The organism is Metabacillus halosaccharovorans, from assembly GCF_002019635.1.
Taxonomy (GTDB): Bacteria; Bacillota; Bacilli; order Bacillales; family Bacillaceae; genus Metabacillus; species Metabacillus halosaccharovorans.
Map to the genome: position 1 here is coordinate 1,780,483 of NZ_KV917371.1, position 21,409 is coordinate 1,801,891.

The following is a 21,409-nucleotide window of genomic DNA, read 5'->3' on the forward strand; positions in this document are numbered from 1 at the left end:
AAGATAACAAATTAGTCGATAATGTGTAGGGAATATTTCTTATAATAATGTAAAGAGCGCGTGAAAAAATGACAAGAATTCTTTAACCTTCCTATTAATCAACTTCCCGTAAATTCGAATTACTTAAATATCCACATATTTTGATACTTAATTAATTAAGTACTCTTATTATTAGAATCTTTTTTAAGTAGGTAATTTCGAATAGTGGAAATAAAATAAAGTGATCCGGTAACAATTATTAGATCGTTTTTTTTATTTTCATTTGACACGAGCAATTTATTCAATAGTCCCTGCCAAGAGATAGAAAAAGATTTTTTATCTAACTCACATGCAGAATATAAGTCTTCAGCCTTTGCTGCTCTCGGAAAATCAAATGTCGTAAAATGCATGGTGGTCGCAACAGTACTCAATCGATCAATCATTTTCTTATAATTTTTATCACTTAGTGCACTGAATAATATATGAATTCGTGTATGGGAATAATGCCTTTTAATCGTATCAATTAAACTTTCGATTCCTTCATCATTGTGTGCACCGTCAACGATCACGACCGGATTTTGATAAATGAGCTCAAAGCGGCCTTTCCATATTGATTTCTTTATTCCTTTCATAACTTCATCATAGGTTATTTTTACGGCACCTTGCTCTTTTAAATAATCAATAACAGAAATAGCAAGTGCTGCATTTTTAATTTGATGATTTCCTCTCATCTTAATTTTGACATCTTCATATGTGTTGGTTTCTGTTTTTACAGAGAACTTTTCACCATATTCCCAGGGTGAGAGGTTCTTTACACTTATGTCTTTACCAAGTGAGTAAAAAGGAGCCTTTTTCTCTTTTGCTGTTTGCGATAGCACCTCAAGTGCGTCTTCTTTTTCTGCTGTTGTGAAAATTGGTCTTCCCTTTTTAATGATACCTGCTTTCTCACGAGCAATATCAGTTATCGTGTCACCGAGTATATTCATGTGGTCATACCCTATGTTTGTAATAACAGATAAAATAGGATCTATGACGTTAGTAGAATCCAAACGGCCACCAAGTCCTGTTTCTAGTAATAGAAAGTCAGGTTTATTAACTTTCCCAAAATATAAAAACATCATCGTTGTAATGATTTCAAATTCGGTTGGTGAACCCAGATCAGTATTTTCTATTTTCTCTGCATATGGCTTTACTTCATTTACTAAAGATAACATCTCATCATCTGTTATAGGTTGGCCATTTACACTTATTCGCTCATTAAATGTTTCAATATAAGGTGAAGTAAAGGTTCCTACCTTGTAACCCGCTTCCATGAGCATATGCAGCATATAAGAAATTGTGGAGCCTTTACCGTTCGTTCCTGCTACATGAATGGTTGGGATATTTTTTTCGGGATGATCGAGCTCTTTTAAGAGCCATTCCATTCTTTTGAGGCCTGGTTTCACACCAAATTTTAAACGGTCATGAATCCAGTTTATTGCATCATCATACTGAGTAAACACCTATCATTCCCTCCTATGTAAAAACTCGGGGGAACTATTCATAGCACCACCCGAGTAAACTCCTTATCCATTCAGTATGGATAAAGCCCCATACTAAATGAAGTCACTTTATCCTCTTAGCTCTTGAATTCTAGCTAAAACGATGTCACGTTTTTCCAGATAATCTTTTTCTTTTGCTTTCTCTTCCTCAATAACCTTCTCAGGTGCTTTCTTTAGGAAGCCTTCGTTGCCTAGTTTCTTCTGAACGCGTTCCACTTCTTTATCGAGTTTTTCACGTTCTTTTTCAAGACGTTTAATTTCTTCTTCAATGTTGATTAATCCTTCAATTGGCAGGATGATTTCAGCACCCGTCACAACAGCTGTCATGGATTTTTCGTTCGCTGTTACTTCTGTAACGATATTTAAAGAACTTGTATTACAGAATTTCTCAATATACGCAAGATTGTTTTCCAGTTGAGTTAACACAGCTTGATCTTTCGCCTTGATTGTCATTGGAATTTGCTTGCTCATTGGCGTATTTACTTCAGAACGAATATTTCGAACCGCACGAATGACTTCTACTAGAAGTTTCATTTCTGTTGCCGCTTCATGATCTGTTAAATCTTCATTAACATTTGGCCATGCTGCGATTGTAATCGACTCTCCTTGATGTGGAAGAGACTGCCAGATTTCTTCTGTAATAAATGGCATGAATGGGTGTAACAACCTCATTGTGTTATCAAGCACATAAGCGAGGATTGAACGTGTTGTTTTCTTCGCTGCTTCGTCCTCACCATACAATGGCAGCTTCGCCATTTCAATGTACCAATCACAGAAATCATCCCAAATGAAGTTATAAAGTAGACGCCCTACTTCACCAAATTCATATTTGTCGGCAAGCTTTGTGACATTTTCAATTGTTTCATTCAAGCGAGTTAAAATCCACTTATCTGCAACAGATTTCTCACCGGATAGATCAATTTCATCAAACGTTAAACCATCCATATTCATGAGAGCAAATCGGGATGCATTCCAAATTTTGTTCGCAAAGTTCCATGTTGATTCCACTTTTTCATAGCTGAATCGTAAATCTTGACCCGGTGAGCTTCCTGTTGATAGGAAGTAGCGTAGTGAATCTGCCCCATATTGATCAATGACTTCCATGGGATCTACACCATTTCCTAAAGATTTACTCATTTTACGACCTTGCTCATCACGTACAAGACCATGAATTAAGACATCCTTGAATGGACGTTTACCTGTGAATTCAAGTCCTTGAAAGATCATTCGTGATACCCAGAAAAAGATAATATCATAGCCTGTTACAAGAGCATCTGTTGGATAATAACGTTTAAAGTCAACTGATTCTGTATCCGGCCAGCCCATTGTTGAAAATGGCCATAATGCAGAACTGAACCATGTATCAAGAACATCATTATCCTGTGTCCAATTTTCAATATCTGCTGGTGGCTCTTGGTTTACATATACCTCTCCAGTTTCTTTATGGTACCAAGCAGGAATCCGATGTCCCCACCAAAGCTGACGGGAAATACACCAGTCACGAATGTTTTCCATCCATCGTAAATACGTTTTCTCAAACCGATCAGGAACAAAGTTTACCTTTTCATCGTCTTCCTGAAGTTTGATTGCTTCATCTGCCAGTGGTTGCATTTTGACAAACCATTGTGTTGAAAGATATGGTTCAACAACAGCACCGCTTCTTTCACTGTGACCGACAGAATGCATATGTTCTTCAATTTTAAATAATACACCTTGTTCTTGTAGGTCTTTTACAATTTTCTTTCTACATTCAAAGCGATCTAAGCCATTATAAGTTCCGGCATTTGAATTCATTGTTCCGTCTTCGTTCATGACTAGAATTCGTTCAAGATTATGACGGTTTCCAAGTTCGAAGTCATTCGGGTCATGTGCAGGCGTTATTTTAACAGCACCTGAACCAAACTCCATATCTACATAATCATCGCCAACAATTGGAATCTCACGTCCAACAATTGGTAAGATAACTTTTTTGCCGATTAGGTGTTTATAACGTTCATCTTCAGGGTGAACCGCGACAGCCGTATCTCCAAGCATTGTTTCTGGACGTGTCGTTGCTACTTCAATTGAACCAGAACCATCAGCAAGTGGATAGCTCATATGATAAAAAGCACCTTGAACATCTTTATAAATAACTTCAATATCTGATAAAGCTGTTTTTGTTTGCGGATCCCAGTTAATGATATACTCTCCGCGATAAATAAGTCCTTTGTTGTAAAGTGTGACAAACACTTCACGAACGGCTTTTGATAAGCCTTCATCAAGGGTAAAACGTTCGCGTGAATAATCTAAACCTAAACCAATTTTCGCCCATTGCTCACGAATATGGCCTGCGTATTCTTCCTTCCACTTCCATGTTTCTTCAACGAATTTTTCCCGTCCTAAATCATAGCGTGATTTACCTTCTTCACGCAGCTTCGCTTCTACCTTTGCTTGTGTAGCGATACCGGCATGGTCCATTCCCGGAAGCCATAATACATCATAGCCTTGCATTCTTTTCATACGTGTTAAAATGTCTTGCAAGGTTGTATCCCAAGCATGACCTAAGTGTAGCTTCCCTGTTACGTTTGGCGGGGGAATAACGATTGTGTAAGGCTGCTTCTTTTCATCCCCTGTTGCTTCAAAGTATTTTCCTTCTAGCCAAAAGGAATAGCGGTTTTTTTCGATTGCATTTGGATCATATTTCGTTGGTAATGATAGCTGTTGTTCATTATTTTCCATTCCGTTTTTCTCCTTCACACTATATTTCTCCTTGGATTTTTTGATAGTAAAAATAAAAAACTCCCTTCATCCATAAAAGGACGAAAGGAGAAAATTTCGCGGTACCACCTTTTTTTATAGACTGATTCAGCAAAAAAGCATAAATCAACTCTATACACTCAATATAATAACGGTTTTCACCGACCTCTTCTACTATTCTTTCAAGGAAGTAACTCCTGGGCGACCTTCCAAAGCCTCAACATAAGAAATCTTCCAGCAAATGATTTCTCTCTCTGTGAAGTGAAGACAATGTACTCTTCCCAATCAACGTTTACTAAATATGTAGTTGTTTCTTTTCATCTATCTTATATTACTAAATAATACATTTTACCGTCAATATTTTCTCCATTTTTCCTTCCATTCATACAGGCACTTATCACATTTTTTGGAATACCTTACATTAGTGGACGATTTGTACGAAAATTCGATGTTGAACGTATTTTATGAACATGTATAAAAAAGGTGAGAATTTTTTTCAAAAATGAGTGTAAGGAGGAGTTATGATATGAAGAAGCGTTATAATCCATATTCTTTACCACCCTGGGTTAGACAAATACGTGAGGTTGGTATTCAAATCATTATTCCGTTAACCATTTTTCAGGGTATACGTACTGTGTTTTTTCCTACTACATTTGATGTTCTTCTTTTAGGGATCCTAATCGGTTTAGCTATAGCTTTACGTTATGATTGGATTTAAAACAAATGGAGGGGAGGCTCCCCTCTCCCTCTTTTAAAATTTTATGATTGTTCCTCTGCTTCCATTTTCTTTTTCTCTTCAATCTCAGATACTTTCATCACAAAATATTCTACATTTTTAAACTGCCAATACGCCTTTACTAACTGTTTGTTTCTGTCCAACTCAGAGCGCTTTTTCTTCTCCTTGTTATAGGTTTTAATTAAATGACATACACGATCAGGATATGCCAAATAACTTAAAAACAAGCTCATTTCTTCAGCGGTATATGGGTATCCCTTTTGATACGTATAAAACCAGTTAACACAATCGTCACTTTGAATCGGGTAGGTGGTTGCCGTTCGATTCATAAACAGCAAAAAATCATCTATCGGTGAGGCATATTTTGAGCGCTCAAAATTCGTTATATACCCGTTCCCATCATCATCATATAAAAAATGGCGTGCCGATATTTTTCCATGTATTAAGACAACTCTAGTTGACTTTTCTTCTTCCATCAGATTGGACCATTCTTCAAGTTTTTTCTTAGAAAAATCGATCGCACGAGATACTTCGGTATAATAGGTGACTGCTTGTAATTCAAAAGGTGAAAGATAGATTTTTTGCTCACATTGCTCGACGAATGCTTCGTACATTTCTTTTGCCTGATCCCACCGTTTTACCGTTTCTTCATAATGATTTGATACATCCTTGGTACTGATGTCTAGTTTCTTTTCTGTCTTTTTATGAAGAGTGGCTACCTCTTTAAATAAATATTGATGTCTGGCATCCCGTTCCTCTTCTTGTTCATTTGATAACCATGGCATTAGATAATAGTAATCACCTTTATAATACGAGAGAAGCTGCTGTTGGTTATTGCTGACTAGTGGTACATGATGAGAATATTTATTATCTTTTAGAATTCTTAAGGAATCTACAAAGTAAGGATTAAAACCTTTCGAGAGCTTTTTTAATACAAATGGACCTGTATCTGTATAAATCTTTATTGCTTTTTTACTTAAACCCTCAGTATATTCAGGGGATAGGTTATAATCATGTAACAGAGGCCGAATTTCACTTAATGACATTTGCACAGTTTTTTTCACCTCAATTCATCGGCTTGAACTGAAAAAAACAGCTGAGGATCAGGTAGCCCCCATGCTGTTTTTTATACTATCAGTAAGTATAAGATTTTATGGATGATAGTATAAGAAAAACTAAGGCTTTCGCCATTTGGACTTGGCGACAAGCCAAGTTTTTCTAATTACTTCATACTCAAGTCAAATCATTTTATTTACTAGTTGAGTAGGCTGGAATATATAGAATTTGTCCTTCATAAACATCTTGATCAGCTTGAAAATCATTAACACGTACAATTTGCTGTATTGATATTTCATATCTATCACAAATTGAATTGAGTGTATCACCTTGTTGAACAATGCACATTTTCAAACGAGAAAAGTCTTCTTCGTCATCTCTGGCAAATAAACTGGTTAAATAATGTGCATCCTTCTGATCTTTCTCATCTCTCTCATCCTGATCATCAAGCTCTTCCACTTTCTCAACCTCAGCTTCAGATTTTGAAAAGAAGGAATATTGGACTTCTTGCGGTTCTTCATTTTGTTCTTCTTTTCTTACTTCTACAGAGAACGGATCATAAAGATCTTCCTGCACTTTCTCTTCGTCTTGAATTGGCTCACTATTAAGTACCTCTTGCTGTTCAGTCTCTTCCTGTTCTTCTACTTGCACTGAAAGATCCTGTGAAGAGATTTCAGTAAAGATTTCTTCTTCACTTTCTTCACGACTTTCCGTAACCTCTTTTTGAATGGTAATCGATGGTGGTGACAATTTGTCCATGTCCGAATCATCCGATTCATTTACTTCATAAAATGATGAAAAAGGAGATACTGCTGTCCTTTCAGCTTGAGCAAATGATTCCTCACCATTAACTTCTGTTTCATCTTGACTTTCCCTGTATAATGGTTCAAGCTCTTCTTCTCTAGTTGTTTCAACCTCTTCATTTTGCACAGCTTCACTATCTGAAATCCCGCTAATCGACAAATCTGCTATTAATTTCAAACATTTTAGTTCAGGGAGTTCATAATCAAATGACTCAATCGAAACATAAACATCATCTAATTGTGAAATGCGATTCCTTGGAATGGTAATATCTACTGGGAAGCGATGACTTAATTCACTAATCCCATCTTCCCTCGTTTCAACCTCATTTACATATCTTACGTTTGCATATTCAAAGGAATCCCCTTCACTACCATCTTGATCTATTTTGTATTCACCTGTCAGCAGTAGTGCTCCACGAATTGAGATGTACTGATCATGTTCATGAATTGAAATATCAGGATCTAAAGAAATAGATAAAAGTTCAGATACTTCCTGTCCTTTTTGAAACCATACAGATTCTTCAACAGAAAAACGCAGTTGCTGTTCCTGTGACAAAATAATTCCTCCTTTCAAATAGCCTAGTAAAATAACTATGACATTACAGATGTATGTCTGAAACGAGGAAAATATGAATTAATTTTATCTTTTTCCTTGTATTAGAAAAACACGATTTACCGCCAGAAGGCGGGAGTCGATGTCTTTTCTTATACTTTAATCAAAAAAAAGATTCACCACATTTGTGATGAATCTTTTTTTTATTTTAATAAAGAAAATGCTTTTTTAGCCGCTTCAATTGTACGATCCAAATCTTCATCTGTGTGAGCTGTAGACAAGAATAAGCCTTCAAATTGTGAAGGAGGAAGGAATATTCCTTCATTTGCCATTGTTTGATAATACTTGGCAAAATAATCCAGATTTGATGTTTTAGCTTTTTCATAATTTGTTACATCTTCGTTTGTAAAGAAGAAGCCAATCATAGATCCTGCACGATTGATTGTATGTGGAATCTCATATTCTTTCGCAACCTTGGATAAACCTTCTTCAAGTCTGTCCGCTTTACGTTGAAATTCCTGATAAGATTCTCTTGTTAGCTGCTTTAATGTTTCATAGCCTGCTGTCATGGCTAATGGATTTCCTGATAATGTTCCAGCTTGATAAATTGGACCACTTGGAGCGATTTGCTGCATAATTTCCGCTTTCCCGCCATATGCCCCAACAGGTAAACCTCCACCTATGACTTTACCAAGACAAGTTAAATCTGGAGTCACACCATAAAAATCTTGTGCACATCCATAGTCAACACGGAAGCCTGTCATTACTTCGTCAAAAATCAATAATGAACCATATTGTTCTGTTATTGAACGTAATCCCTCTAGAAAACCTGGTTGAGGAGGTACAACTCCCATGTTACCTGCTACCGGTTCTACAATAACACCTGCAATATCTTCTCCAAATTGCTCAAAAGCGTATCGAGTGCTTTCTAAATCATTATAAGGAACTGTAATTGTATTCTTAGCAATTCCCTCCGGAACACCCGGGCTATCAGGTAATCCCAGCGTCGCTACACCAGAGCCTGCTTTAATTAATAAAGAATCACCATGTCCGTGATAGCACCCTTCAAATTTCACAATCTTATTGCGGCCAGTAAAGCCTCTTGCTAAGCGCAAAGCACTCATAGTAGCCTCAGTGCCTGAGCTGACCATTCGTACAACTTCAATTGAAGGTACACGATCAATGACAAGCTTTGCAAGCTCATTTTCTATTAATGTAGGCGCTCCAAAGCTTGTCCCTGATTCAACAACCTTTTTGATCGCTTCAACCACCGTATCATTGGAGTGACCGTGGATAAGTGGTCCCCATGATAATACATAATCTATATACTCGTTTCCATCAATGTCATAAATTTTTGAGCCTTTTCCCCGTTCCATAAAAATCGGGTTCATGCCAACTGATTTGAAGGCTCTAACAGGACTATTTACTCCTCCTGGCATTAACGTTTGTGCTTCCTTAAATGCTGATTCACTTTTTGCGTAACTATTCATCGGAGTGTTCTCCTTTCAACTTTTTGTAAGAGGTTGTTTAGTTTTCTTCTTTAAGCCAGCGGGCAACGTCTTTTGCAAAATATGTAATCATTAAATCCACACCAGCACGCTTCATTCCGACAAGCATTTCTGTAACGATGGCTTTTTCATCTACCCATCCATTTTGAGCTGCCGCTTTTATCATTGAATATTCTCCACTTACATTATAAGCCACAACAGGTACATTAAACTGATTTTTCACATCACGGATAATATCGAGATATGCTAAAGCAGGCTTCACTATTAAGAAATCCGCACCCTCTTCAAGATCTGACTGTGCCTCTCTCAATGCTTCATCACGGTTAGCAGGATCCATTTGGTATGTCTTACGATCCCCAAACTGTGGTGAACTGTGTGCTGCATCTCGGAACGGTCCATAGAATGCACTAGCGTATTTTACTGCATATGACATAATTGGAATATGCTCAAAACCAGCTTCATCCAATCCATGTCTAATTGCTGCTACAAAGCCGTCCATCATGTTTGATGGAGCAATGATATCCGCACCTGCTTTCGCTTGACTTATTGCCGTACGAGCAAGCAGATCAAGTGTTGGATCATTTAACACCTGACCGTTCTCAACGATACCACAATGTCCATGATCAGTGTATTGACATAGGCACGTATCAGCTACAACAACTAAATCGGGAAATGCCTCTTTCACTTGTCTTGTTGCTCTTTGAACAATCCCTTGATCATGATAAGCTTGTGTTCCCACATCGTCTTTCTCGGCTGGAACCCCAAACAAGATAATTGATTTAATTCCCAATGAAACAATCTCTTCTATTTCTTTATTAAGAAGATCTAGTGATAAATGAAACACACCAGGCATTGATGGTACTTCATTTTGTTTATTTTCTCCTTCTACAACGAAAATTGGATAAATAAAATCTTCAGGGCGAAGATGTGTTTCTCTCATCATTGCTCTTAAATTATTACTGCTGCGTAATCTTCTATGTCTTGTAAATTGAATATTCATTGAATACCCTCCTTATTTTCCACTACATCTATCATCACTTTTATCATATCATCAATTGTATAAGAATCCGGCATTACCCCGGTAAATCCATATTCCATTAACGTATCTTTTGTAATTGGACCTATGCAGATAAAGGTTACTTTTTTAAGATGTTCAAGCAATTCCCTTTGATAGAGTACCTTCATAAAGCTATCAACAGTTGAAGAACTTGTAAACGTTATAAAATCTATATCATTACGCTCAATATATGACAATAGTTTGCTTGTCTCTGAATCATTATGTACCGTTTCATAAACAACTAAGTCTTTTACATAGAATCCATGAGCTGTTAATTGTTCGATTAATACTGGTCTTGCGAGATTACCGCGTATGACAAGGATTCTTGTGTCACGCTGAAGCTTTTCTTTTATTTTTTCAGCTAGTTTTTCAGCCACAAATTCTTCAGGTATGACCGAAACCGTTAAATCAAGCTTTTCCATTTGCTTACTTGTTTTTCTCCCAACAGATGCGGCAACCATATGTTGTAAAGCAGAATAAGGTATATTCCACTGATCAAGATATTTCTTAAAGAATGTAACACCATTGGCACTTGTAAAAACAATACAATCAAACTCGTCCAAACAATTTATTGTTTGTTTTATATTTTTTTCGTTTGACTCATTCCTCTTTATTTCAAGCAGTGGAGTAGATAACGCAATCCCACCCACTTCTTCAATCTTTTGAATAAACTCTTCCACCTGAGCTTTAGCTCTAGTTATTAACACTTTCTTTCCTTGTAATGGAAGAATAGTATCCATTATTGATCAAGCTCCTCTTTTACTCGATCAATCAAGGCTTTTGCCCCCTGATTTGTTAGTAGTTCAGCAACTTTGCCGCCGATTTCATTAGGATCAGTGCCAGAGACCTGTTCTTTATATACCTCTTTACCATCTGGTGAAGCAATTAATCCTGTAAATAGTATTTCTTTTTGATTGTTCACAGTCGCAAAACCAGCGATAGGTACTTGACAGCCGCCTTCCATCTTTGTTAAAAAGGTTCTTTCTGCTGCTACCGCTAATTGTGTTGGTTCATCTGTAAACTTTGCTAATAAGTCTAATAGTTCATGATCATTTTCACGACATTCAATAGCTAATGCACCTTGTCCAACTGCTGGTAAACAAACCTCAGGCTCTAAAAACTCGGTTACGACATCTTTACTCCAACCCATTCTTGATAAGCCTGCAGCTGCTAAAATAATCGCATCATAGTCTTCTGTCTTCAGCTTTTCAAGCCTAGTGTCGATATTTCCTCTAATCCATTTAATTTCTAAATCAGGCCGCTCAATTAATAGTTGGGCACTTCTTCTTAAACTACTCGTTCCGATAACAGCTCCGCTTGGTAAATCAGAAAGTTTTTTGTGGTCTTTAGAAATAAGTACATCTCTATGGTCTTCACGGTTTGGAACACATCCAATCGTTAAACCTTCAGGAAGAATTCCCGGCATATCTTTCATACTATGAACAGCCATATCAATGTCTCCATCTAACATCGCTTGTTCAATTTCTTTCACGAACAGCCCTTTTCCGCCGACCTTTGATAATGTAACATCAAGAATTTTGTCACCTTTCGTAACAATTTCTTTAATTTCAAATTCAAAAGGTAAACCAAATGATTTTAATTGATCGATTACCCAATTTGTTTGAGTTAATGCTAATTTACTACGTCTAGAACCTACTACTATTTTTCGCATAATTGCCTCCTACTTTGTTAAAAAGCCATATCATGAATCCCAAAAATGAAATCTTGATAAACTACCGAACAAGAAAAAGTTAATTAATAACACCAGAAAGGACGCTAAGTTTAGTAAGGCAACAGATTTACCTTGCAATTCCTTTACAATTCGCATATATAAATAAACTCCATATGTAAAAATGACCATAAAAGAACCAAGCACCTTTGCATCATACCAATGAAAATTTTGCACTTTTATATAAGCCCAAATGATACCAAGTATTAAACTTAGTAACAGCATTGGTACTCCAATGACATTTAATACATATGACATATGATCCAGTTTTGACAAATCTTCTATTCTAAGAAGGCGCTTTCCCCACTTTTTCTTTTTCAATAAATTATATTGAATGGTATAAAGAATGGAAAAAACAAAAGACAAGGAAAATGCCCCATAGGATAAAATCGCCATTGTAATATGAATCAACAATAATTCTGATACGAGCTGACTTGAAACAGCAGCTGATTCATATTGCGTTGGAGCAAAGGTATGTAGAGCCATCATGATAAACCCGATCACATTTGTAAAGAAGATGATAAACTCCGCTTTTAAGAAACGATTTAACACGACAGACAAGGTAACGAGTACCCAGGTATAGAAATACAATCCTTCAAATACATTTAATACCGGAAATCTTCCTGTTTCAAACATACGTGCAAATAAAAAAATTGTTTGTAAGAGCCAAACAATAGAAAGCAACCAGAAGGCAGCTTGTTTCGCCTTCCGGTTGTTATTTAAAAAATCTATAAAATATAAAAGTACACATACTGCATAAAGAATAATGGTTACTTCATTAATTCTACTTAAGCTCATCTCCATAAAAGAAAAGTCCTCTCACTTACGATTGAAGTGAAGCACGATAAATCTGTTGGTTCGTACCAACCTCATGACTCTCTGATTTATCTATTTTCATTTGCTCTTCAACAGCATCTTCAATATTAAAGATTTTCATAAATAAATCTAATGATTCCTGAGCATTTGCTTCTCCGGAAAGTTCTTTTACTTTTACAATTGGATCTTTCAACAACTGATTAATAATACTTTTGGTATGCTTGCTCAGTACCTTTCTTTCACGATCAGTTAAATTAGGCATTTTACGTTCAATACTTTCCATTGTTTCAGCTTGAATCGTTAAAGCCTTTTGGCGCAAAGCTGAAATGACCGGTACAACTCCAAGAGTATTAATCCATTGCTTAAATTGAACAATTTCTTCTTCAATCATTAGTTCAATTTTTTCCGCTGCGATCTTTCTTTCTTGTAAATTTGCTTCAACGATCCCTTGCAAATCATCAATATCATATAAAAATACGCTATCTAATTCAGCGAGCCTAGGGTCTAAATCACGTGGTACAGCAATATCCACCATGAATAATGGTCGACCTTTTCTCATTTTCTCAACATGTGTCATCATGTCTTTCGTAATCACAAAATCTTTTGCACCTGTTGAGCTAATAAGAATATCTGCTTCAATAAGGCCACATTGAAGTTCATTTATACCCTTTGCATATCCATCAAATCGACTTGCCAACTGCTCTGCCTTTTGAAGAGTCCTATTCATAACAGTCACTTTACCAACACCGCTGCCATGTAAATTTTGGGCCGCCAGCTCTCCCATTTTCCCGGCACCTAAAATAAGTACATGTTTAGAGCGAAGGTCACCAAAAATCTTTTTCGCAAGCTCAACTGCTGCATAACTAACTGAAACTGCATTAGCCCCAATCTCTGTTTCAGAGTGGGAACGTTTTGCCAGTGTAATCACTTGTTTAAACAACTGATTGAAAACCGTTCCAATAGTATGGTTCTCTTGTGCTTGCAAAAAGCTCGACCGAACCTGACCAAGGATTTGAGTTTCTCCCAGAATCATTGAATCTAAGCCACAAGCAACTTTACATAGATGTTCAAGTGCACCATCCTGCTCAAGGATCGTTAAGTATGGTGATATGTTTTCTTTATCTAATCCAAACCAATCAGCCAAAAAGGCCTTTATATAATAACGACCTGTATGAAGTTGATCTACGACAGCATAAATCTCTGTTCTATTACATGTCGACACGATCACATTCTCAAGGATACTTTTTTGTTTTTTTAACTGTTTCATCGCATCAGTAAGCTCATTAGGTTGAAATGAGAGCTTCTCGCGAATTTCAACAGGGGCTGTTTTATAATTTAAGCCGACAACAAGTATATGCATTTTCTTATACACCCCCATGTACAAGGATCTCTACTTATTAGTATATCACTCTTCATTTTAATTCCCTCAAAAAAATGTGAACAGTCTTTGAAACTGTATGTTATGATAATTTATGTTTGTATGTTTGACTGTTACACTTTATCTGTGTAATACTTCACAAAGATTCTACACAGTATGACACTATTCTCAACTATTCTCTCTGTACAATATCAGATATTATGCTGTTAATCAAGTTATTGGTTTGGATATGCTTACAGTATTTACTAGTATGTACAATTATGATTATCATTATTTGACAAGAGGTGCACAATGAAAAAAATCACATTATTACCAGCTATTATTTTGTTTAGTGTTGGCATTTTTTATTCTATCCAGAAATTAAATATTCATTTATTTGAAGGACAAAGCAGCTGGGAAGTTTTATTAATTTTACTTGGCTTTGCATTTTTAATTAGCGGCCATTTCGAGCAGGATTCAAGTGCTATTTTACCTGGAGTTATTTTAGCGGGAGTCGGGATTCATTTTTTCTTTTATGAAAAAGTTCCATCATGGCCGGCACATTCAGCTTCATTTTTATTTATTATCTCAGTCGGCCTTATATTAACAGCAATAAAAACAAAGTCCGGGTATTTACAAGGAGTAATCTTACTTGCAATTGGCTTGTTTTTGCACTTTTTTCCTGCAATAATGGGGTCCCTCTCTATAGTTGAAAATGGAGTGAACAGCATTGAAACATATTGGCCATTTTTATTTGTGGTTATTGGCGGTGTTCTATTAGTAGTTATACGTAAAAAGTAAGAGACTCTGGTTATGACCAGAGTCTCTTTTTGTACTATCAGAAAGTATATAAATTTTATGGATACTAGTATAAGAAAAACTAAGGCTTTCGTCATTAGGACTTGGCGACAAGCCAAGTTTTTCTAATTATTCTGATGTATATTCTCCGATTACCTTCCAAGCATCGTCTTTTCCTAATCCTGTTTCAGATGAGAAAATAACAAATTCATCGGATTTCTCCATATTCAAGGCGTCTTTAATTACTTTTGCGTGCTTTTGCCATTTTCCTTTTGGGATTTTGTCCGCTTTCGTTCCAACAATTATAGTCGGGATGTCATAATGTTTTAGGAAATCATACATCAGCATGTCATCATTTGTTGGCGGATGGCGAAGGTCAATCAGTAAAATAACGGCTCGAAGCTGTTCACGGGTCGTAATATATGTTTCAATCATTTTCCCCCATGCTTCTCTTTCTTTTTTACTAACCTTCGCATATCCATACCCAGGGACATCTACAAAATGTAATTGTTCGTTGATAATGTAAAAGTTTAACGTTTGGGTTTTCCCTGGCTTTGATGAAATTCTAGCTAGAGCCTTCCTACCTAGCATTTTATTTATAAAGGAAGATTTTCCAACATTCGATCTACCAGCTAAAGCAACTTCAGGTAAATCTCCTTCTGGGTATTGTTGTGGCTTAACAGCACTAATCACGATTTCTGAACTTGTAACCTTCATTCTTTCTCCTCTGTTAGCGCATGTTTTAACACTTCATCTAAATGTGAGACAAGGACAAAGGTCAATTCTTTTCGGACACTTTCCGGAATATCGTCCAAGTCTTTTTCATTATCTTTCGGTGCAATGATTTTTGTTAATCCTGCCCGATGTGCACTAAGTGTTTTTTCTTTTAACCCGCCAATTGGCAGTACTCGGCCACGCAGTGTAATTTCACCAGTCATCCCAACTTCTTTACGAACTGCTCTGCCGGTTAATGCTGAAATCAACGCTGTTGCCATTGTGATACCTGCTGATGGCCCATCCTTTGGTACAGCACCTTCTGGTACATGAATATGGATATCATTCTTTTCATGGAAATCACGATCGATATGAAGCTCTTCAGCACGGGAGCGGATATAACTAAACGCAGCTTGAGCTGATTCCTTCATAACATCTCCAAGCTTACCTGTAAGAATGAGCTTTCCTTTACCAGGTGTTACCGACACTTCAATTGAAAGTGTGTCACCACCTACAGTTGTATAAGCTAAACCAGTTGCCACACCGACCTGGTCTTCTAATTCCGCTTGTCCGTATCTAAATCGTTTTTTCCCTAGAAAATCTTCAATATTCTTTTCGGTAATTACGATTTTCTTACGTTCTTGCTTAACAATCATTTTAGCCGCTTTTCGGCAAATACCTGCTAGTTGGCGTTCTAAGCTACGAACACCAGCTTCTCTTGTGTAATAACGAATAATGCTTTGAATAGCATCATCTCGTAGTTGCAGATGAGATTTTTTTAAGCCATGATCGTTTAACTGCTTCGGCAATAAATGATCTTTCGCAATATGAACCTTTTCCAGTTCAGTATAACCCGCTATATTTATAATCTCCATACGATCACGAAGTGGACCCGGAATTGTAGCAAGATTATTTGCAGTTGCAATGAACATAACTTTTGATAAATCATAAGTCTCTTCAATATAGTGATCACTAAAATTATGATTTTGCTCTGGATCCAATACTTCAAGCAAGGCTGATGAAGGATCACCTCTAAAATCACTGGACATCTTGTCGATTTCATCTAATAGGAAAACAGGGTTTACTGTGCCTGCTTTTTTCATGCCTTGGATGATTCTGCCGGGCATTGCTCCTACATAAGTTCGCCTGTGACCACGTATCTCTGATTCGTCTCTTACACCACCAAGTGAAATCCTGACAAAATGACGATTTAAAGATTTTGCCACTGACTTAGCTAATGACGTCTTACCTACACCAGGTGGTCCTGCAAGGCAAAGAATTGGCCCTTTTAACGAGTTTGTCAGCTGTTGAACGGCTAAATATTCAATTACCCGGTCTTTAACTTTTTCAAGGCCGTAATGTTCTTCATTCAAAATTTCTTCCGCAACATTCACATCAAGACGATCTTCAGTTGCTTTTGTCCACGGTAATGAGATTAGCCATTCAATATAATTTCGAATCACAGCACTTTCAGCAGAGCTTGACGGTACTTTTTCATATCGATCAAGTTCCTTTAAAGCAACTTCCTTTACATGGTCCGGCATTCCAACTTCATCTAAACGCTCTTTAAGTGTGGAAACTTCCCCAAGCTTTCCTTCTTTTTCACCAAGCTCCTTTTGGATGGCCTTCATCTGTTCACGTAAATAATATTCTTTCTGTGTTCGCTCCATTGATTTTTTTACACGTTGACCTATTTTTTTCTCAAGTTGGACAACTTCTTTTTCATTATGGAGGATTGAGATCACTTTATTTAATCGCTCTGTCATATCAAGAGTCTCTAGTACCTCTTGCTTATCTTTAAGTTTTAAAGGTAGATGTGATGTAATAATGTCTGCCATTCTTCCAGGTTCTGTAATATCAGATACTGTTGCATATGTTTCTGCTGAAATCTTCTTCGAAAGCTTTATGTATTGCTCAAAATATTCTAGCATGGTTCTCATTAACGCTTCTTCTTCAACACTTTTTTCTTCCGGGTCCGGATATACAGCAACTTCAACAGAGTAATATTCTTCTTCATCTACAAAGCGTTGGATTTCACCACGCTCTAATCCCTCAACAAGGACACGAATTGTCCCGTTAGGTAGTTTTAACATTTGCTTTATTTTCGTTAATGTTCCAATTTCATAAATATCTTCTTTTTTTGGCTCATCTATCGAAATCTCTTTTTGTGTCGTTAAAAAGATAATATGATCATCCATCATCGCCTTTTCTAACGCCTGTACAGATTTATCTCTCCCTACATCAAGGTGTAGTACCATTGTTGGATATACTAACAAGCCTCTTAATGGTAGGAGGGGTACGATTTGAGTAGTTGATTTCGCCATGCGTTTACACCTCCATGACAATATAGTTCATTCTTGTACAATTCTATCTTATTCTTTTTATAGTGTCTATTTTAACCACTTTTAGTCAATAGGTAGTATACCCTAAACGATTCTACCTGAAAAAAATTGTGATATATGAAGCATCTGTTAAACTCATATAGTATTAAGAAAAAGAATAATGCCTATTTTACACTATTATTCCTGCTTAGATAATATTTTTTTAAGAATAAACATGAAAACATGAGTAGAGACCTCCTTCTATAATGACCAATATATGGTCTTAAGTTGGTAGGCCCCTTTATGAGATTAAACTGATTCCTGATGTGGAAAGTTTTGTGAATTTTTTTGGATTCTATTAGGTAATTCAGTTGGCGGATCAACTAGAGCTATATCAAATACCTCTTGTAAATGTGTGACAGGAATAATCGTAATTCCTTCAATATCTTTCAGAATCGATTGGACATTCTCCTTAGGAATTATCACAGTGTCTGCTCCTGCCTTTTTTGCTGCCTTGATTTTTGGTATAACTCCACCAATCGGTTTAACATTCCCGTGAATACTGATCTCTCCTGTCATCGCGACTTTATTGCTGATCGGGATTTTATGGATGGCTGAAAAAATACCTGTTGCCATTGCAATACCAGCAGAAGGTCCATCAATTGGTGTCCCTCCTGGGAAATTCACATGGATGTCATAATCTGCAGCCTTAATTCCCATCGAGCGTAAAACAGTGATCACATTTTCCACTGACCCTTTCGCCATACTTTTTCTGCGAATGGATTTTGAACGGTCACCTATGCTTTCTTCTTCCACAATACCTGTAATATTAATTGTGCCCTTTTCTTTTTCAGCAGGAATAACCGTTACTTCTATTTCGAGTAATGCACCCGTATTCGGCCCATAAACAGCGAGACCATTTACTAAACCAACCTTTGATGTTTCTTCAATTTTCTTTTCATGACGTGGCGTTAATTGACTTGAATGTATGACCCATTCTATATCTTCAACAGTAATTTCCTTACGATCTTCTGACATGGCCATTCCTGTTGCAATTTGCATTAAGTTTACAACTTCACGTCCATTTCGAACATAAGACGTCAGCAAGTGAATTCCTGCTTCACTAACTTCCATTTCTACCTTATCTGCTGCTTTTCTAGCAACAATAGCGAGTTCTTCCTGCTCTAAATCTCTAAAAAAGACTTCGAGACATCTTGAACGAATTGCCGGCGGAATTTCGTTTGGAGTTCTTGTAGTAGCTCCTATTAAGCGGAAATCGGCTGGTAGACCATTTTTAAAGATATCATGAATATGAGTTGGAATCTGTGTGTTCTCTTCGTTATAATAAGCACTTTCTAAGAAAACTTTTCGATCCTCTAACACCTTTAATAGCTTATTCATTTGAATTGGATGTAATTCACCAATTTCATCAATAAATAAGACGCCGCCATGTGCGTGTGAAACTGCTCCTTGTTTCGGTTGAGGAATTCCTGCCTGTCCCATAGCCCCGGCTCCTTGATAAATAGGATCATGAACTGATCCGATTAACGGATCTGCAATTCCCCTTTCATCAAATCTCGCTGTTGTTGCATCAAGTTCAACAAAAACAGCATTTTCTTTGAAAGGAGATCTCTTATTACGTTTCGCTTCTTCTAATACCAATCTCGCCGCTGCTGTTTTTCCAACTCCAGGTGGTCCATATACAATAACATGCTGAGGATTAGATCCACAGAGGGCAGCACGCAAGGAACGAATCCCATCTTGTTGTCCTACTATATCTTGAAAGCTCTTTGGACGAACTTTTTCAGCTAAAGGTTCTGTAAGTCTAATAGCCCTCATCTTCCTTAGCTGTTCCATTTCTTTTTTAGATTCTCGATCAATTGAAATCTTTTGAGTTCGCTGATTTTTTAATAAGTTCCAAAAATACAACCCAATAACAATCCCAAAAAATAACTGAATAAACAAAGCGATACTAGTCCAGCTCATTTGTCGGTCCCTCCTACCATGATGTCGTCTTACCGCTACGATGGAAAATAAAACTACATATATGACTTCGTTGAGAGGTCTTTTCCAATCCTTTTGCCCTAATCAATTTTTTCACTAACATATTAAATATGATCTGTTTTTTCTATATGTATAGGAAGATAATCTCCCCGTAGATGGACAAAAGGGCAAGCTTGGCTTGCCATCTTTTTGTAGAAGCGGTTATTTATAGCTAGTATCTCCTTTGTTTCTTTGGAATAAACATCACTCTAAGGAAAGTTTTAGCTTATGAATATGTATAAAAAAACTCATTAATTATTGCGGTAGAATAAGCTCTACTGTACAAAAAAGGAAGCCGGTAATTATGCGGCTTCCTTTTTGTATATATATTATGCAGATGTCTTTTTATCTTCCTGGATTACAGTTCCATCACTTAAAACAAGTTTAGGAGGTGTTTCTCCCAGAACAGTTTCAGCTGTGATGATAGCTTTTACAATATCTTCACGAGATGGTAAGTCAAACATCATATCAAGCATAATGCCCTCAATAATTGATCTTAATCCACGTGCACCTGTTTTTCTTTCAATCGCTTTTTTAGCAATTTCTAATAGAGCTCCATCTTCAAACTCAAGTTCAACACCATCTAAATCAAGCATTTTTTGGTATTGCTTTACAAGTGCATTTTTTGGTTTAGTTAAGATTTCAACTAATGCGTCTTCATCTAACGGCTCTAAACTTGCAATAACAGGTAAACGACCAATAAATTCCGGTATTAAACCAAATTTTAATAAGTCTTCCGGTAATACCTGTGAAAGTAATGCTTTCTTATCAAGATCAGCATTTTTGTTATCTGAACCAAAGCCAATTACTTTACGTCCTAGGCGACGTTTGATAATTTGCTCTATTCCATCAAATGCTCCCCCACAAATAAATAAGATATTTGTTGTATCAATTTGAATAAATTCTTGATGTGGGTGTTTTCTGCCACCTTGAGGAGGAACGCTCGCCACTGTACCTTCAAGAATTTTCAAGAGTGCCTGTTGAACACCTTCACCAGATACATCACGTGTTATAGATGGGTTTTCGGATTTACGGGCTACCTTATCAATTTCATCAATATAGATGATTCCTTTTTCAGCCTTTTCTACATCATAATCTGCAGCTTGAATAAGTTTAAGTAAAATATTTTCAACATCTTCTCCAACATATCCTGCTTCAGTTAGTGATGTAGCATCAGCAATCGCAAACGGAACATTTAATATTCTAGCTAAAGTTTGAGCTAGTAAAGTTTTCCCGCTACCAGTTGGCCCGATCATCGAAATATTACTTTTTGAAAGCTCAACATCATCAATTTTACTATTAGAGTTAATCCGCTTATAGTGATTATACACGGCAACAGCTAATGATTTCTTTGCTTGATCTTGACCAATTACATATTCATTCAGGATCTCTTGGATCTCTCTTGGCTTCGGTACATCTTTAAATTCAACTTCTTCCTCTGTTCCCAACTCTTCTTCCACAATCTCAGTGCAAAGCTCAATACATTCATCACATATATAGACTCCAGGTCCAGCTACAAGCTTACGAACCTGATCTTGAGTTTTTCCGCAAAACGAACATTTTAATTGTCCTTTTTCATCGTTAAATTTAAACATTGTTTCACCCCTTATATCTTTATCTCAAACAAGCAATTCCATCTTACCCTTATCGTTTTTACAAACA

General features: G+C 36.7%; 16 protein-coding genes and 1 other annotated feature. Of the genes, 2 read left to right on the forward strand and 14 right to left on the reverse strand.

The genetic code is table 11. The features are described 5' to 3' along the window. Positions 1-155: 155 nt before the first annotated feature. Together BK577_RS08265 and BK577_RS08270 are read right to left on the reverse strand one after the other, a co-directional pair. Positions 156-1,481 carry a bifunctional folylpolyglutamate synthase/dihydrofolate synthase gene (locus tag BK577_RS08265; protein WP_139367285.1) on the reverse strand — a complete coding sequence of 442 codons (1,326 nt, stop codon included), beginning with the start codon at positions 1,479-1,481 and terminating at the stop codon, positions 156-158. 108 nt (positions 1,482-1,589) lie between these two features. Next, a complete protein-coding gene (locus BK577_RS08270) occupies positions 1,590-4,238 on the reverse strand; it encodes a valine--tRNA ligase (RefSeq protein WP_078433503.1) in 2,649 nt (882 codons plus the stop codon). A gap of 73 nt (positions 4,239-4,311) precedes the next feature. Next, positions 4,312-4,554 (reverse strand) — a binding site (T-box leader). A gap of 228 nt (positions 4,555-4,782) precedes the next feature. Here BK577_RS08270 and BK577_RS08275 point away from each other — a divergent pair. Next, positions 4,783-4,974, forward strand: a complete 192-nt coding sequence (locus tag BK577_RS08275; RefSeq protein ID WP_026558584.1) for a hypothetical protein — start codon at positions 4,783-4,785, stop codon at positions 4,972-4,974. A 41-nt stretch (positions 4,975-5,015) separates the two neighbouring features. Here the strand turns inward: BK577_RS08275 and ysxE are convergent, their stop codons facing one another. The 8 genes from ysxE to hemA all read right to left on the reverse strand — a co-directional run bounded on the left by ysxE (position 5,016) and on the right by hemA (position 13,874). Then, positions 5,016-6,038, reverse strand: coding sequence for a spore coat protein YsxE (gene ysxE, locus BK577_RS08280; protein WP_245823494.1), 1,023 nt, complete (start codon positions 6,036-6,038; stop codon positions 5,016-5,018). 202 nt (positions 6,039-6,240) lie between these two features. After that, a complete protein-coding gene (spoVID, locus tag BK577_RS08285; RefSeq protein ID WP_169908163.1) occupies positions 6,241-7,407 on the reverse strand; it encodes a stage VI sporulation protein D in 1,167 nt (388 codons plus the stop codon). 200 nt (positions 7,408-7,607) lie between these two features. Beyond that, positions 7,608-8,894, reverse strand: a complete 1,287-nt coding sequence (gene hemL / locus BK577_RS08290) for a glutamate-1-semialdehyde 2,1-aminomutase (RefSeq protein WP_078432470.1) — start codon at positions 8,892-8,894, stop codon at positions 7,608-7,610. Between the two features lie 37 nt (positions 8,895-8,931). Continuing rightward, entirely contained in the window at positions 8,932-9,912 is a 981-nt protein-coding gene (gene hemB / locus BK577_RS08295; protein ID WP_078432471.1) for a porphobilinogen synthase, read from the reverse strand. Continuing rightward, positions 9,909-10,709, reverse strand: coding sequence for a uroporphyrinogen-III synthase (locus BK577_RS08300; protein ID WP_078432472.1), 801 nt, complete (start codon positions 10,707-10,709; stop codon positions 9,909-9,911). Before BK577_RS08300 ends, hemB begins: the two co-directional genes overlap by 4 nt. Beyond that, positions 10,709-11,641, reverse strand: a complete 933-nt coding sequence (hemC, locus tag BK577_RS08305; protein ID WP_078432473.1) for a hydroxymethylbilane synthase — start codon at positions 11,639-11,641, stop codon at positions 10,709-10,711. The genes BK577_RS08300 and hemC overlap by 1 nt, the downstream gene beginning before the upstream one ends. Positions 11,642-11,671: 30 nt before the next feature. Further along, a complete protein-coding gene (locus tag BK577_RS08310) occupies positions 11,672-12,502 on the reverse strand; it encodes a cytochrome C assembly family protein (RefSeq protein ID WP_026561732.1) in 831 nt (276 codons plus the stop codon). A gap of 19 nt (positions 12,503-12,521) precedes the next feature. Next, positions 12,522-13,874 carry a glutamyl-tRNA reductase gene (gene hemA / locus BK577_RS08315; protein ID WP_078432474.1) on the reverse strand — a complete coding sequence of 451 codons (1,353 nt, stop codon included), beginning with the start codon at positions 13,872-13,874 and terminating at the stop codon, positions 12,522-12,524. A 309-nt stretch (positions 13,875-14,183) separates the two neighbouring features. Between hemA and BK577_RS08320 the strand changes: the two genes are divergently transcribed. Beyond that, positions 14,184-14,672, forward strand: coding sequence for a hypothetical protein (locus BK577_RS08320; RefSeq protein ID WP_078432475.1), 489 nt, complete (start codon positions 14,184-14,186; stop codon positions 14,670-14,672). Positions 14,673-14,798: 126 nt separating this feature from the next. On the opposite strand, the gene yihA is transcribed toward BK577_RS08320, so the two are convergent. The 4 genes from yihA to clpX all read right to left on the reverse strand — a co-directional run bounded on the left by yihA (position 14,799) and on the right by clpX (position 21,342). Further along, positions 14,799-15,386: a ribosome biogenesis GTP-binding protein YihA/YsxC gene (gene yihA, locus BK577_RS08325; RefSeq protein ID WP_078432476.1), complete on the reverse strand. Its 588-nt coding sequence runs from the start codon at positions 15,384-15,386 to the stop codon at positions 14,799-14,801. Then, on the reverse strand, positions 15,383-17,707 hold the full coding sequence (gene lon / locus BK577_RS08330; RefSeq protein ID WP_078432477.1) for an endopeptidase La: 2,325 nt from the start codon (positions 17,705-17,707) through the stop codon (positions 15,383-15,385). The genes yihA and lon overlap by 4 nt, the downstream gene beginning before the upstream one ends. Before the next feature lie 306 nt (positions 17,708-18,013). Continuing rightward, the gene (gene lonB, locus BK577_RS08335; RefSeq protein WP_078432478.1) at positions 18,014-19,690 is read right to left on the reverse strand and encodes an ATP-dependent protease LonB; all 1,677 of its coding nucleotides are present in this window, start codon (positions 19,688-19,690) and stop codon (positions 18,014-18,016) included. Between the two features lie 386 nt (positions 19,691-20,076). Further along, the gene (gene clpX, locus BK577_RS08340; protein ID WP_078432479.1) at positions 20,077-21,342 is read right to left on the reverse strand and encodes an ATP-dependent protease ATP-binding subunit ClpX; all 1,266 of its coding nucleotides are present in this window, start codon (positions 21,340-21,342) and stop codon (positions 20,077-20,079) included. Positions 21,343-21,409 lie beyond the last annotated feature (67 nt).

Excerpts from the sequence above, each read along its gene's own strand:
- BK577_RS08270 (WP_078433503.1), bottom strand. The coding sequence starts at position 4,238 with ATGGAAAATAATGAACAACAGCTATCATTACCAACGAAATATGATCCA.
- BK577_RS08275 (WP_026558584.1), top strand. The coding sequence starts at position 4,783 with ATGAAGAAGCGTTATAATCCATATTCTTTACCACCCTGGGTTAGACAA.
- ysxE (WP_245823494.1), bottom strand. The coding sequence starts at position 6,038 with ATGTCATTAAGTGAAATTCGGCCTCTGTTACATGATTATAACCTATCC.
- hemL (WP_078432470.1), bottom strand. The coding sequence starts at position 8,894 with ATGAATAGTTACGCAAAAAGTGAATCAGCATTTAAGGAAGCACAAACG.
- hemB (WP_078432471.1), bottom strand. The coding sequence starts at position 9,912 with ATGAATATTCAATTTACAAGACATAGAAGATTACGCAGCAGTAATAAT.
- BK577_RS08300 (WP_078432472.1), bottom strand. The coding sequence starts at position 10,709 with ATGGATACTATTCTTCCATTACAAGGAAAGAAAGTGTTAATAACTAGA.
- hemC (WP_078432473.1), bottom strand. The coding sequence starts at position 11,641 with ATGCGAAAAATAGTAGTAGGTTCTAGACGTAGTAAATTAGCATTAACT.
- BK577_RS08310 (WP_026561732.1), bottom strand. The coding sequence starts at position 12,502 with ATGGAGATGAGCTTAAGTAGAATTAATGAAGTAACCATTATTCTTTAT.
- hemA (WP_078432474.1), bottom strand. The coding sequence starts at position 13,874 with ATGCATATACTTGTTGTCGGCTTAAATTATAAAACAGCCCCTGTTGAA.
- BK577_RS08320 (WP_078432475.1), top strand. The coding sequence starts at position 14,184 with ATGAAAAAAATCACATTATTACCAGCTATTATTTTGTTTAGTGTTGGC.
- yihA (WP_078432476.1), bottom strand. The coding sequence starts at position 15,386 with ATGAAGGTTACAAGTTCAGAAATCGTGATTAGTGCTGTTAAGCCACAA.
- lon (WP_078432477.1), bottom strand. The coding sequence starts at position 17,707 with ATGGCGAAATCAACTACTCAAATCGTACCCCTCCTACCATTAAGAGGC.
- lonB (WP_078432478.1), bottom strand. The coding sequence starts at position 19,690 with ATGAGCTGGACTAGTATCGCTTTGTTTATTCAGTTATTTTTTGGGATT.
- clpX (WP_078432479.1), bottom strand. The coding sequence starts at position 21,342 with ATGTTTAAATTTAACGATGAAAAAGGACAATTAAAATGTTCGTTTTGC.